The sequence below is a fragment of the Streptomyces sp. NPDC047022 genome (genome assembly GCF_040644155.1).
Classification (GTDB): Bacteria; Actinomycetota; Actinomycetes; order Streptomycetales; family Streptomycetaceae; genus Streptomyces.
Window position 1 is genome coordinate 39,462 of record NZ_JBEYVV010000018.1, and the last position, 13,182, is coordinate 52,643.

Here is a 13,182-nt window from a genome sequence, read left to right on the forward strand (position 1 = left end):
CTGACTCAACGCTCCTGGAACTGAAGGGACTTGGTCTGGAGGTACTCGGCGAGCCCGTGCGCGCCGAGTTCGCGGCCGACCCCCGACTGCTTGTAACCGCCGAATGGGGCACGGGGGTTGAAGCGCCCGCCGTTGATGTCGACCTGGCCGGTCTCCAGCCTCAGGGCGAACGCCGCGGCCTCGGCGTCGTCGCCCGCCCAGACGGCACCGGCGAGGCCGTACACCGTGCCGTTGGCGATGCGCACCGCGTCGTCCTCGTCCTCGTAGCGGAGGATCGAGAGCACCGGGCCGAAGATCTCCTCCTGCGCGATCGTCATCTCCGGGTTCACGTCGGCGAATACGGTCGGCTGCACGAAGTAGCCGCGCTCACCCGGGCCTTCGGTCCCGCCGACGACCAGGCGGGCGCCCTCCGAGACCCCCTTGTCGATGTAGCCCTGCACCCGCTCGCGCTGCTTGGCGTTCACCACGGGGCCGATGCGGTCGCCGTACTTCGCCGCCGCGGCGGCGGCGAGTTCGACCGCCTCGTCGTACTGTTCGCGGTGTACCAGCATCCGCGTCCAGGCACTGCAGGTCTGGCCGGAGTTGGACATGACGTTGGCGACGCCCACGCCCACGGCCTTGGCGAGGTCGGCGCTCGGCAGGATGACGTTCGCTGACTTGCCGCCCAGTTCCAGGGCGACCTTCTTGATGGCCGCACCGGCCGTCGCGCCGATCTTCCTGCCCACGGCCGTCGAGCCGGTGAAGGAGACCAGGTCCACGCCCTCGTGCTCGGCGAGCGCCTGACCCGCGACCGGACCGAGGCCGGTGACCAGGTTGAACACCCCGGCCGGCACGCCCGCCTCGTGGACGGCCTCAGCGAAGAGCTGGGCGGTCAGCGGGGTGTCCTCGGCGGGTTTGAGGACGACCGTGCATCCCGCCGCGAGAGCCGGGGCGACCTTGGCGACGATCTGGTGGAGCGGGTAGTTCCAGGGCGTGATGGCACCCACGACGCCGACCGGCTCCTGGCGGACGACGGAGTTGCCGACCTTCTCCTCGAAGGCGTGGGTCGCGGCCAGTTCGGCGTAGGAGCCCGCGACCAGGATCGGCACGCCCACGTGGACACCCTGCGAGAACGGCAGGGGTGAACCGAGCTCGGCCGTCACGGTCTCGGCGATCTCGTCCTTGCGGGCCACGAGCACGTCCCTGAGGGCGGTGAGCCGGGCGGCGCGCTCGGCCGGCGGCGTGGCGGCCCAGGCCGGAAGGGCGGCACGGGCTGCGCGCACGGCGGCGTCGACGTCGTCGGCGATGCCGGCCGGGACCTGGCCGATGACCTGCTCATCGGCCGGATTGACGACCTCGATGATGTCCGAGCCGACGGCAGGTCGCCAGGCGCCGCCGATGTACATGCCCTCGTGTGCCTTCATCGTCTTCCTCCCGAGCCGAGATGCCTCAACTGGCGATCACGACCAAACTAGCGACGTTAGTTTTTTGGCGCCAGGGCGGGGCCCTGCCGGGGGGTGCGCGTGTCTTGATCTGCGGGCACGTCGTGGTTCCTCGCGGAGTTCCCCGCGCCCCTTTCGGGGTGGCCGCCAGCGCTCGCAAGGGGTGGCGTCGTGTGAGTCGTGCGGGGCCCTCAGTCGAGGAGCCTTTCGAGATATGCGCGCAAGAGCACCCGCGTCTCGTCGATGACCTTCTCGTCGCCCTCCGGGGCCATCCGGAAGGCCAGATGGACGAGTGTGTCCGCGGTCTCGACCGCGATCAGGAACGCTCGGCGCAGATCGTCGTCCGGCTCGCGCCCGAGGTACGCCGGCAAGAGCTCCGTCAGCCGGTCGGCGACCCGGTGGTTCGGCTCGGCGCGTCGCGCCCCGACCGGAATCTGGTTGCCGAAGTCGACCAGCGAGAACCCCGGCACCGTGCGCTTCATGTCCAGGTATTCGTCGAGCACCACGTCCATGGCCGCACGCCAGCCCCCCTCGCCGCCCCCCTCCGCGCCGGCAAGGCGCCGCGTGACGCGCTCGATGTAACGCTCCAGGTTGCGCTCCGCGAGAGCGTCCGCCATCGCCCGCTTGTTGCCGAAGAAGCGGTACACGGAGCCGATGGGCACTCCGGCCCGCAGGGCCACGGCCCGGGTGCTCAGGCCGTCGTAGCCGACCTCGTCGAGCAGATCGGCGCACGCGTCGAGGATCCGGGTCAGTCGTTCGGCGCTGCGGCGCTGGACGGGCGCGCGGCGCAGCGATGTCGCTCGGGGCACGGGATTCATGATGCCTCTTTGCCTGGTGCCGGTGAACCTCCCCCGTGTGTACGGGAATCAGCGGCCCGAACGCTCATTCGCCACCCGTCGGGCGACGCGGCGCTCACGCGCCCCCTTGCGCACCCGCCTGCTGAATCCTACGGTGATGCATAGGAATAAGTGAGTGACGAGGGAGCGGTGATGAACGGGGACGCGAGGAAGATCGCGGAGGGGCTGTCCTATCTCTCCGGTTTCGGCAACGAGCACAGCTCGGAGGCGATCCCGGGCGCGCTGCCCGAAGGGCGCAACTCACCGCAGCGCGCGCCGCTCGGGCTGTACGCGGAGCAGTTGAGCGGCACGGCGTTCACCGAGCCGAGGGCACACAACCGGCGCTCATGGCTGTACCGCATCCGCCCCTCGGCCGCCCACCCGCAGTTCAGCCGGACGGACAACGGGACGATCCGCTCGGGGCCGTTCACGGAGACGGTGCCCGACCCCAACCGGCTGCGCTGGAACCCGCTGCCCGAGCCTCCGGCCGGGACCGACTTCCTCGGCGGGCTGTGGACCCTCGGCGGCAACGGCGACGTCACCCAGCGCACCGGCATGGCCGTGCACCTGTACCACGCCAACGCCTCCATGCACCGCGTCTTCAGTGACGCCGACGGTGAGCTGCTGATCGTTCCCGAGCACGGCGGGCTGCTGCTGCGCACGGAGTTCGGGATGCTGCGCGTGGAGCCCTGGGAGGTGGCGCTGGTCCCGCGCGGCGTCCGCTTCCGCGTGGAGCTGCTGGACGGCTCCGCCCGCGGTTACGTATGCGAGAACTACGGCGCCCCCTTCCACCTCCCCGACCTCGGCCCGATCGGCGCCAACGGCCTCGCGTCGGCCCGGGACTTCCGGGCGCCGGTCGCCGCGTACGAGGATGTCGAGGGCCCGGTCGAGGTGGTGAACAAGTTCTGCGGCAACCTCTGGACGGCGATGTACGACCACTCGCCGCTCGATGTCGTCGCCTGGCACGGAAACCATGTGCCGTACGTCTACGACCTGCGGCGCTTCAATGTCATCGGCACCATCAGCTACGACCACCCGGACCCCTCGATCTTCACGGTGCTGACCTCGCCGAGCGACACCCCCGGTCTCGCGGGCGTCGACTTCGTGGTGTTCGCTCCGCGCTGGCTGGTGGGGGAGAACACGTTCCGGCCGCCGTACTTCCACCGGAACGTGATGAGCGAGTACATGGGCCTGATCGAGGGCGCCTACGACGCCAAGGCGGAGGGTTTCGTGCCGGGCGGGGGTTCGCTGCACAACATGATGTCGGCGCACGGTCCGGACCGGGAGACGTTCGACAAGGCAAGTGCCGCCGAGCTCAGGCCCCAGAAGGTCGATGACGGGGTGGCGTTCATGTTCGAGACGCGCTGGCCGCTGACCCTGACGCCAGGGGCCGCACGCGCGGAGCATCTGCAGCGCGGGTACGACGGGGTGTGGCAGGGCCTCGAGCGCCACTTCCGCCCGTTGCACTGAGCGCCGCGGACCGATACGGATAGCCCCGTGACCTCCTTCGCCCCCGACTCCCTCGTCCTGAACCGCAAGCTGCCGCTCTGGTATCAGGTGTCGCAGTCGCTGCGCGCCTCGATACTGGGCCGCTCGCCCCAGGACCCGCTGCGCCTGCCCACCGAGGAGCAGCTCGCGGGGCACTACGGGGTGAGTGTGCTGACCATGCGGCAGGCGCTGAAGGAGCTCGAGGACGAGGGACTCATCACGCGTCACCGCCGGCGCGGCACGTTCATCGAGCCCAGCGCGGTCCGGGGCGCCCCGGTGCGGCTGCTGGGCTCGGTGGACGCGATCGTGGCCCAGCAGTCGGGCATGGCGACGGAACTGCTGGACCACGGCACGTCGCCGGTACCGCCGGATCTGGCCGAGTACTTCCCGGACCTCACCGAGGTGACGACGTACCACCGGTTGCGCAGCGACGAGAAGACCGGCGAACCGACCAACCACGCCCTCAACTACGTACGCCCCGAACTGGCCGAGCGCATCGACCGCGAGGACCTGGTGCGCTGGCCGATGACCAAGGTGCTGCGGGATGTGGTCGGGGCGGACATCAGCCGCATCACGGACACCGTGGAGGCGCGGCTGGCCGATCCGGACACCGCCAGGCTGCTCGAAGTCCCGCTGCTCAGCCCGATCCTGCACTACACGGGCGTCACCTACGACACCGCTGGCCGGCCTCTCGACGTCGCGGTGATCCACTACCGCGGGGACCGGTTCTCCTTCACGGTCACCCTCGAGGCGACCTGAGAGCCGTCGTACGATGCCCAGCGTGACGCACGACGACACTCCGCTGCTCGCGGACCTCATGCCGTGGTCCGTCGCCCCCTTGCGTCCGGGCCGCGCCTGGCCGTCGGCGCCCGACGCGGCCTCGCTCAGGGCACGGTGGGAGGCCTTCGTGAAGGCCGAAGGACCCGACCGTGAGGCCCTGTTCGAGCCCACGCGTGCGCGCACGCTGCACTCGGCCGTGGGGCAGCTGCCCGGCCGTCCCGCGGGCGGCACGGAGAAGCTGGCGCGCGCCACAGGCCGCTGCCCCGAGCCGGAACGCGTGCTGCGCGCGCCGTTCGACGAGCAGTGGCTGATCCCGGACCATCGTCTGATCGACGCGGCGCGGCCGGAGTTGTGGCGTGTGGCGGACGAGCACCAGATCTTCGCCGTGGAGACGTCCCCGGCGCCCGGTGCCGACGGCCCGCTCCTGCTGGCGACCTCCTTGCCGCCCCTGCTGCGTGCCGGACGTATCCGCCCGCTCTACCGCCGCCCCGGCGGCACCGAACCCAACCTGGCGCCGGGCCTGCTGGAGCATCTCGGCGCCCGTCTGGGCCTGCCCGTGGCACCGATCGACGTCCTCGCGTGGATTCTGTCGGTGGTACGCCCCGGCCCGGACGGTCCGGCCGTCCCGCTCACCGGGAACCCGGACGTGTGGACGCGCGGAGTGGAACTGGGCCGTCGCGTGCTCTGGCTGATGCGCCGGGACGGCGAACGCCCGAAGCTGCCCGGTGGCCGGCGCCCGTACGTGCGCGCGCCGCTGCCCAAGCGCCCGCTGACGCTCCACTACGACCAGGGCGAGGAGGCCCTGTGCATCGGCGAGGGCCGCATCAGCCCGGTGCCGTCCCAGGCCTGGGAATTCGAGGTGAGCGGGGTACGCGTCCTGGAGCAGTGGTTCGCGGCACGCACCGTCGAGGCACCCCGCGGCACGCTGGAGGCGATCCGCCCGCCGGCCTGGCCCCAGCCCTGGACGTCCGAGCTCCTGGAACTGATCACGGTCCTGGCCCTCTTGGCGGAACTGCGTCCCCGGCAGTCGGTTCTGGACGCGACGTCCCCCCTCACGGCGGGTTCTCTGCGCAAGGCAGGCGTTCTCCCGCCCCCGCCGTCCTCCCGCCGCCCGGCCTCAGTACTTGACCATCAAGAGGAGGGCCCGGAGGGCCAGTTCGCCCTGCTGTGACGCACCGGCGGCCGCACGCGCCCCCTCAGCCGCCTCCGAACCCGTCCAGCAGTCGCCCCACCACCCTCTCGAACACCGCTTCAAGGTCCACCGGCCCGGGGGCCTCGGCGAACGCCGCCGCCAGCCGCGGATACGCGCCCGTGGCGAGCCGCCCATCGAGATACGCGGCCCGCACGGCGTTCTCCCGCTCCTCCGACCAGGGCAACGCTCGCGCGCGCTCGGCGGTGGCCAGCTCATTGGCCACGTACATGGTCACCGTGCTGTTGAGCATCGCGAACAGCTCCAGCTTGGTCCCGTAGGACACCTCGAGCGGGTCGAGGCAGGCCAGTGAGTGCTCGACGTACCGCAGGACGTTGGGGCTGAAGCCGTACAGGGACGACATCAGGCGCGGAAGCCAGGGATGGCGCCGCATGAGGCCACGGGTCTGGTGCGCGACCCTCAGCATGTCGGCACGCCAGTCGCCCGAGGGCTCCCACAGTTCGTGCTCACCGCTCACCGCGTCGACCATCAGCTCGTACAGGTCCTCCTTGCGGGGGACGTAGTTGTACAGCGACATCGTGCCGCATCCCAGTTCGGCCGCGACATGCCGCATCGAGACCGCGTCGAGCCCTCCGGCGTCGGCGATGCGCACCGCGGCGTCCGCGATGTCGGCACGGCTGTAGGCCGGCCTCGGGCCCCGGCCCGCGCGTTCGGGCCGCGTCCAGATCACTTCGGGTTCGGCCGCTCGGCCCGCCATCGGTCATCACCTCTCCCCTCATCGTAGTTACGTACACCGTACGTAGTGCGCTATGGTCGAGACATGACTACTACGTACGCTGTACTCAGTGAGGGTCTGGAGAAGCGGTTCGGAGATGTGCACGCCGTGCGCGGGCTGGACCTCGCCGTGGCCGAGGGCACCGTCTGCGGACTGCTCGGGCCGAACGGCGCGGGCAAGACCACGGCCGTACGGCTGCTCACGACGCTGCTGCACCCGGACGCGGGGTCCGCGCGGGTCGCGGGCCACGACCTCGTACGGGAGCCGGCCGAGGTGCGCCGCAAGATCGGAGTCACCGGGCAGCACGCGTCGGTCGACGGGGACCTCACCGGTCGGCAGAACCTGAGGCTCTTCGCCCGGCTGCACCGCATCCGGGACACGGCCGCTCGGGCCGGCGAACTGCTGGACCGCTTCGGTCTCACCGAGGCGGCCGACCGGATGGCGTCCACCTACTCCGGCGGAATGCGGCGCCGCCTCGACCTGGCGGCCAGTCTGATCCGCCGCCCGGACGTGCTGTTCCTGGACGAGCCCACCACCGGCCTCGACCCGGAGAGCCGGGGCCGGATCTGGGAGGAGGTGCGCGCCCTCAAGAAGGAGGGCACGACCGTGCTGCTGACCACGCAGTATCTGGAGGAGGCCGACCGGCTCGCCGACGACATCGCCGTCATGGACCGGGGCCGCATCGCCCACACGGGATCGCCCGCGCAGCTCAAGGCGCTCATCGGGTCGTACGCGGAGGTGCTCGTCGCGCATCCGGACGCACTGGTGAAGGCGGCGGGCGTGGTCGACCGGCTCACCGGCTCCGAGCCGTCCCTCGACCTCGACCGCAACACCGTCGGCGCGGTCACCACGGACGCAACGCTGACCCTTCCCCGGCTCGTGCGCGAACTCGACGCGGCAGGCGTGCCGTTGCTCGACGCGAGCCTCAAACCGCCCACGCTCGACGATGTCTTCCTTCGCCTCACCGGCGGCTTCCCCGACAGCGACCGCACCGACAGCAAGGAGCTTGCCGCATGACCGCATGGGTGTACGACGGCGGGGCGATGCTCGGCCGCCAGATCCAGAAGGTCCGGAACAACCCGGGTCTGGCGGTCCTCAGCCAGACCATGCCGATCATGATGCTGCTGTTCTTCGGGTACGTCTTCGGCAGCGCGGTCACGATGCCCGGGGACGAGTACCGCAGCTTCCTGGTACCAGGGCTGCTGGTGGCGACCGCAGCGGGCGGGATCATGAACGGCATGTTCCAGGCGGCCCACGACTCTCACCGGGGGGTGATGGACCGGTTCCGCACCCTGCCGATGAGCCGGGCCGCCGTGCCGCTCGGGCAGGCGGTGGCCGACCTCGTCGTCACGGCCGCCGGTACGGTCCCCCTGCTGCTGGTCGGGCTGGCCGTGGGCTGGCGCGTCGAGGCATCGGGGCCCGAAGTGGTGGGCGCCGTGGGCCTGTTGCTGCTGTTCCGGTTCGCGTGCACCTGGGCCGGGATCTTCCTCGGACTGCTGACCCGCAGCGAGGAGGCGGCCGGGCAGCTGGGCGGCGCCACCTTCGTCCTGCCCCTGCTGTCGAACACGTACATCCCCACGGACAACCTTCCGGGCTGGCTGCGCGTGCTCGCCGAGTGGAACCCGATCAGCGCGGTGACCACCGCCCTGCGGGAGCTCTTCGGAAACACCGCTTCCGCGCCGCACGGCGCCGCCTGGCCGGTGGCCCATCCGGTCGCCGGGGCACTGGGCTGGTGCGCGGTGCTGCTCCTGGTCTTCTGTCCGCTCGCGGTTCGCGGGTACACGCGCGGAAGCCGCTGACAGCCCCCGGCATGGCGCCTGCTGACAAAGGCACGGCGCACGGGACATGATCCAGGGCATGGATCAGCTCCCCCTGCCCTTGGAGGGCATCACCGTCGTCGCCGTCGAGCAGGCCGTAGCCGCGCCGTTCGCCACCCGTCAGCTCGCCGATCTCGGGGCCCGCGTCATCAAGGTCGAGCGGGTCGACGGCGGCGACTTCGCGCGCGGCTACGACACGACGGCCGGCGGTCTCGCCTCGCACTTCGTGTGGTGCAACCGCGGCAAGGAGTCGATCGCACTGGACCTCAAGGATCCCCGCGGGCTCGACGCCGTACGGCGGCTGATCGCGGGCGCCGACGTGTTCGTGCAGAACCTGGCGCACGGGGCCGCGGCCCGGCTCGGTCTGGACGCGGCCACGCTGTGCGCGGCGCACCCCCGGCTGATCGCCGTGGACATCTCGGGCTACGGGGCGTGGGGGCCGTACGCGGACAAGCGGGCCTACGACATGCTCGTGCAGTGCGAGGCGGGCCTGGTGTCGGTCACCGGAACACCGGAGCGGCCGGCCAAGGCGGGCATCCCAGCTGCGGACATCGCGGCGGCCATGTACGCGTTCTCGGGGGTGCTGGCGGCCCTGGTGCGGCGGGGTACGACGGGACGCGGGGGCCCGGTGGAGATCTCCATGCTGGAGGCGCTCGCCGAATGGATGGGCCATCCGCTGCACCACACGATGCATGGCGGCACGTCCCCGGCGCGCACGGGTCTGGCGCACGCCGTCATCGCCCCGTACGACGCCTATCCGACGGCGGACGGCGGGCGGGTACTGCTCTCCGTGCAGAACGACAGGGAGTGGCAGCGGCTCGCCGCGCAGGTCCTCGGTCGGCCGGAGCTCGCGACGGATCCCGCGTATGCGACGAACGCGGCGCGCGTCGCCCACCGTGGCGAGACGGACGCTCTGGTCGGGAAGGCGCTGGGGGCGCTCGGGACGGACGAGGCCGTGGCCCGGCTGGAGGCGGCCGGTATCGCGTGCGCCCGCCTCAGGGAGCTGGGGGAGGTGGCCGAGCATCCGCAGCTGGCCGCCAGGGAGCGGTGGCGGAAGGTGGGAACACCGGTGGGACCGCTGAAGGCTCTACTGCCTCCGATCACGCTGCCGGGCGGAAAGGAGGCGTGCATGGGGGATGTGCCCGCGCTCGGGGAGCACACCGAGACGCTGCTGCGTGCCGTGGGGATGACGGACGACGAGATCGCAGCGCTGCGCCGGGACGGTGTGGCGGCCTGAGCGCGGGTCCTTGCCCAAGCGCCCGCGTCGCGGGCGCCGTGAGGAACGCCGGTACTCAGTGCCCGCCGAACAGCGAGCGGCGCAGTCGGCGCAGCGGAGCGAAGAGCGAGACCTTGCTCACCCGCGCACCCCTGCCGCTGCGTTCGTGCGCACGGTCACGTGTGGTCAGTTCACGCATCAGCAAGGTCGCCTCGGCCGCGTCCCGCTGCGGAACGGCGGGGCCGCCCAGCACCGAGAGATGGCGGTCGAGGCGCGAACTGGTCGCGCTGCTCCCGCAGGTGATCGCAGGGACCCGTGCCCTGCTGCGCACTGTTATCTGTTCCATGTCACTCCCCACCCGTACGAGTCCACCCGGCCCGGGCAGAGTAACCCTATCGCTCCACCATGGCACTCGTGTATCTCGGGCGCATGATTCACCTTCCAGGTAAGGGTGTTGACGATTACTGTCCGAATCCAATGGATTGCAGGGCGAGTTGGACAATGGGCTGGCTGGTGGGCTGAGCCGAGCCACCGCCCGGTTCGACGGTTACGGCGAGTGACGTCGCCGACTTGGCCAGACCGCTCGCGATCAGGGGCGTGTCGTCATGGAAGAGCCCGAGGGAGCGCGGTTGCGCGCCCGGGCGCATGAGCCAGAGCTGATGCACACGTCCGCCGGACGGCGCACCCAGTCCGCTGAGGGTGACGACCGCGCGCCCCTCGGACACGGAAGCGATCACTCCGATTCCTCGGCCCCCGGCATCGCGGTCACTCGTCGCACGGGCGTCCGGGGCGGCGAGAACGTGGGCGATCTCACGCGACTGAGCGCGCTCGGCGTCGAGGCTGTTCCGCGCCTGCGTGGCCTGAACGGCGAAGAGCGCGGCGACGACGAGGGCCGCGGCGGCCGTCGCGGTGGCGAGCGGGGCGAAGAAGGGGCGCATCCGGGGCGTACGGGCAGCGCGTGCGGGCAGCGGTCCCGTGCCCCACACATGCGGCGGAAGATGCGGCTCCCGCCCCCGGGCGGCGCTGTGGGCGGGCGGGGCGTCCTGGGGGATCTCGCGTACGGCGGTGAGCACGCGGTCACGCAGCCCGGGCGGTGCCAGGGCCATGGTGGTCCAGGCGAGACGCACGGCGTCCTCGGACAGATCCCGTACTTCGGCGGCGCAGCGCTCACAGCCGGCCAGGTGCTTCTCGAACCGCTGCCGCTCACGGGGTTCCAGGGCGTCGAGCGCGTAGGGGGCCGCGAGCGAGTGCAGATCGCCGGAGCGCAGGCGGGAGAACAGGCTCATGCGGCACCTCCCAGGCACTGGCGCAGCCGGGTGAGCCCGTCGCGCATCCGCGTCTTGACCGTGCCGAGCGGCAACGAGAGCCGCTCGGCGACCTCACGGTAGGTGTATCCGTCGTAGTAGGCGAGCGTGACGGACTGTCGTTGCAGGGTGGTGAGCCGGTCCAGGCAGCGCCGCACCCACTCGCGCTCAAGACCGGCCTCCACCTCCTCCGCGACCTGGTCGAAGGCCGGGTGGTGTGCCCGCTGGGCCTCGCGCTGCTCGCGCTCGCCCGCCGCGCGGGCGCTGCGCACCCGGTCCACGGCGCGGCGGTGCGCGAGAGTGAGGATCCACGACAGGGCACTGCCCCGGCCCGGGTCGAACCGCGGGGCGGAGCGCCACAGTTCGAGCAGCACTTCCTGGGCCACCTCCTCCGACTGCGCAGGATCCCGCACCACTCTCCGCACCAGGCCGAACACCGGACCGGACACCAGCCCGTACAGGTCCTCGAAGGCCTTCTGGTCACCCCCGGCCACCAGCACCAGAAGTTCGTCCGCCTCCACCCTTACCCCCCTCTCCGCGGCCTCGTACGGCCTGCTCGCTCCACCACGGCTCCAGGACCCCTCGTCCGGGCCGGGCCGGGATCGCGGGTCCTGGCATCTCTCCCTGATCCGGCCTGATCCGAACGAACGGCCCAAGCCGCGTTCACGCATACGGAAGAGATACGGATCAGCGGCCCGAAAACGCGGGTCGAGCGGGCACGGAAAGTTTTTCCGCATCCGGCCAATCCGCATGCCCCACCGCTCCGAATACCGGTACGTCAGGCAAGTTGGCACGGAGGACGGACGGCATGACACCTATCTCCAGGAGTGGCCCCGGACGCAGGGGTATCGCGGCCCTCATCTGTGGCGCGCTGGCGGCCGGAGGGCTCGCGGCCGCCGGTGTGACCGCGCTGGAACCCCGGGCGGCCTCCGCCTCCTCCCACCGGGAGGCGCCGCTGATCTCGGGGCAGCCGCAGTACGACAACACCGATCTGTACGCGTTCGTGAGCCCCGACAAGCCGGACACGACGACACTCATCGCGAACTTCGTGCCGTTCGAGGAGCCCGCGGGCGGCCCGAACTTCTACACGTTCGCGGACGACGCCCAGTACGACATCCACATCGACAACAACGGCGACGCACAAGGTGAGCTGGTCTTCCGCTACACCTTCAAGACGCACCGCAAGAACGGAAACACCTTCCTCTACAACACGGGGCCGGTCACCAGCCTGGACGACCCGGACCTGAACATCACGCAGACGTACGACATCGACCTGATCAAGCTGCACAAGCAGAAGCCGGTGTCGCGGACGAGGATCGCCGACGATGTGCCGGTGGCGCCGTCGAACGTCGGCAAGGCGTCGATGCCGGACTACGGCAAACTGCGCGACCAGGCCGTCCACCCGCTCGCGGGCGGCGCCACCACGTTCGCAGGGCAGGCGGACGACCCCTTCTTCGCTGACCTGCGCGTCTTCGACCTGCTGTACGGCGGGAACCTGTCGGAGGTCGGCAACGACACGCTGAAGGGCTACAACGTCAACTCCCTCGCCCTGCAGGTGCCGACCGACATGATCCGCGAGTCGGCGCATCAGCCGGTCGTCGGCATCTGGTCGACGGTCCAGCGCAAGGACGCCCACGGCGACTGGTCACAGGTCTCACGCCTCGGGAACCCTCTCGTCAACGAAGTCGTCAACCCGCAGAAGGACAAGGACAAGTTCAACGCGTCCGCGCCGTGGGACGACGCGCAGTTCCTCAAGAACGTGACCAACCCGGAGCTGCCCAAGCTCATCGAGTCGATCTACAAGATCAAGGCGCCTGCCGAGCCGCGCAACGACCTGGTGGACGTCTTCCTGAAGGGCGTGAAGGGCCTCAACCAGCCGCCGCACGTCAAGCCCGCGGAGGAGCTGCGGCTCAACACCTCCATCAAGCCCACCGCCTCCCCGAAACGGCTCGGGGTGCTCGACGGCGACAACGCGGGCTTCCCGAACGGACGCCGGCTCGGTGACGACGTGATCGACGAGGCGCTCCAGGTCGTTGAGGGCGAACTGGTCGGCTCCAAGAACGACCTCGGCGACGGGGTCGACGCGAACGACATGAACTTCGGGCACTCCTTCCCGTACCTGGCCGAGCCGACCTCGGGCTCACGCGGTCCGCTCGCCAAGGGCACCGGCAACAGCGTGCGCAACCAGCTCGGTGACGGCCTGATGACGACCGGCTCCCAGGGCCCCGACACCGCGCTGATCGCGAGCTCCGCGGCGGCCGGCGTGGCCGGGGTCCTGCTGATCGGCACCGCGGTGATGTGGTGGCGCCGCCGCACCCGCTACCGGGCCTACTGACCCACCACCCCGCAGGACGGGCCCCGCACCGGGCCCGTCCCCTTCGACCGGCGCGGCCCG

Annotated in this window: 13 protein-coding genes; 7 read left to right on the forward strand and 6 right to left on the reverse strand. The window is 70.9% G+C overall.

The window, feature by feature from the left end:
- Positions 1 to 5: 5 nt before the first annotated feature.
- On the reverse strand, positions 6 to 1,403 hold the full coding sequence (locus ABZ845_RS19770; RefSeq protein ID WP_360981177.1) for an aldehyde dehydrogenase family protein: 1,398 nt from the start codon (positions 1,401 to 1,403) through the stop codon (positions 6 to 8).
- A gap of 209 nt (positions 1,404 to 1,612) precedes the next feature.
- Complete coding sequence (locus ABZ845_RS19775) at positions 1,613 to 2,239, reverse strand: TetR/AcrR family transcriptional regulator (RefSeq protein WP_360981180.1); 627 nt, start codon at positions 2,237 to 2,239, stop codon at positions 1,613 to 1,615.
- 171 nt (positions 2,240 to 2,410) lie between these two features.
- Between ABZ845_RS19775 and hmgA the strand changes: the two genes are divergently transcribed.
- From hmgA to ABZ845_RS19790, 3 genes are read left to right on the forward strand one after another with little or no spacing between them, the layout of a single operon-like run.
- The gene (hmgA, locus tag ABZ845_RS19780) at positions 2,411 to 3,727 is read left to right on the forward strand and encodes a homogentisate 1,2-dioxygenase (protein ID WP_360981396.1); all 1,317 of its coding nucleotides are present in this window, start codon (positions 2,411 to 2,413) and stop codon (positions 3,725 to 3,727) included.
- Between the two features lie 27 nt (positions 3,728 to 3,754).
- Positions 3,755 to 4,504: a GntR family transcriptional regulator gene (locus tag ABZ845_RS19785; protein ID WP_360981182.1), complete on the forward strand. Its 750-nt coding sequence runs from the start codon at positions 3,755 to 3,757 to the stop codon at positions 4,502 to 4,504.
- Positions 4,505 to 4,517: 13 nt separating this feature from the next.
- A complete protein-coding gene (locus ABZ845_RS19790) occupies positions 4,518 to 5,696 on the forward strand; it encodes a type ISP restriction/modification enzyme (protein ID WP_360981185.1) in 1,179 nt (392 codons plus the stop codon).
- Positions 5,697 to 5,721: 25 nt separating this feature from the next.
- On the opposite strand, the gene ABZ845_RS19795 is transcribed toward ABZ845_RS19790, so the two are convergent.
- Positions 5,722 to 6,432, reverse strand: a complete 711-nt coding sequence (locus ABZ845_RS19795; protein ID WP_360981188.1) for a TetR/AcrR family transcriptional regulator — start codon at positions 6,430 to 6,432, stop codon at positions 5,722 to 5,724.
- Between the two features lie 63 nt (positions 6,433 to 6,495).
- Between ABZ845_RS19795 and ABZ845_RS19800 the strand changes: the two genes are divergently transcribed.
- From ABZ845_RS19800 to ABZ845_RS19810, 3 genes are read left to right on the forward strand one after another with little or no spacing between them, the layout of a single operon-like run.
- On the forward strand, positions 6,496 to 7,467 hold the full coding sequence (locus ABZ845_RS19800; RefSeq protein WP_360981191.1) for an ATP-binding cassette domain-containing protein: 972 nt from the start codon (positions 6,496 to 6,498) through the stop codon (positions 7,465 to 7,467).
- Positions 7,464 to 8,249 (forward strand): ABC transporter permease, encoded by a 786-nt coding sequence (locus ABZ845_RS19805; RefSeq protein WP_360981194.1) that lies wholly within the window; start codon positions 7,464 to 7,466, stop codon positions 8,247 to 8,249. The genes ABZ845_RS19800 and ABZ845_RS19805 overlap by 4 nt, the downstream gene beginning before the upstream one ends.
- Positions 8,250 to 8,307: 58 nt before the next feature.
- Positions 8,308 to 9,504, forward strand: a complete 1,197-nt coding sequence (locus ABZ845_RS19810) for a CaiB/BaiF CoA-transferase family protein (RefSeq protein ID WP_360981197.1) — start codon at positions 8,308 to 8,310, stop codon at positions 9,502 to 9,504.
- Between the two features lie 55 nt (positions 9,505 to 9,559).
- On the opposite strand, the gene ABZ845_RS19815 is transcribed toward ABZ845_RS19810, so the two are convergent.
- From ABZ845_RS19815 to ABZ845_RS19825, 3 genes are all read right to left on the reverse strand, one after another.
- Positions 9,560 to 9,829 (reverse strand): hypothetical protein, encoded by a 270-nt coding sequence (locus ABZ845_RS19815; RefSeq protein ID WP_360981200.1) that lies wholly within the window; start codon positions 9,827 to 9,829, stop codon positions 9,560 to 9,562.
- Positions 9,830 to 9,944: 115 nt separating this feature from the next.
- Positions 9,945 to 10,769: an anti-sigma factor gene (locus ABZ845_RS19820; protein ID WP_360981203.1), complete on the reverse strand. Its 825-nt coding sequence runs from the start codon at positions 10,767 to 10,769 to the stop codon at positions 9,945 to 9,947.
- A complete protein-coding gene (locus tag ABZ845_RS19825; RefSeq protein ID WP_360981206.1) occupies positions 10,766 to 11,308 on the reverse strand; it encodes a sigma-70 family RNA polymerase sigma factor in 543 nt (180 codons plus the stop codon). The genes ABZ845_RS19820 and ABZ845_RS19825 overlap by 4 nt, the downstream gene beginning before the upstream one ends.
- 287 nt (positions 11,309 to 11,595) lie before the next feature.
- Between ABZ845_RS19825 and ABZ845_RS19830 the strand changes: the two genes are divergently transcribed.
- Positions 11,596 to 13,122: a DUF4331 domain-containing protein gene (locus ABZ845_RS19830; protein WP_360981209.1), complete on the forward strand. Its 1,527-nt coding sequence runs from the start codon at positions 11,596 to 11,598 to the stop codon at positions 13,120 to 13,122.
- Positions 13,123 to 13,182: the final 60 nt, after the last annotated feature.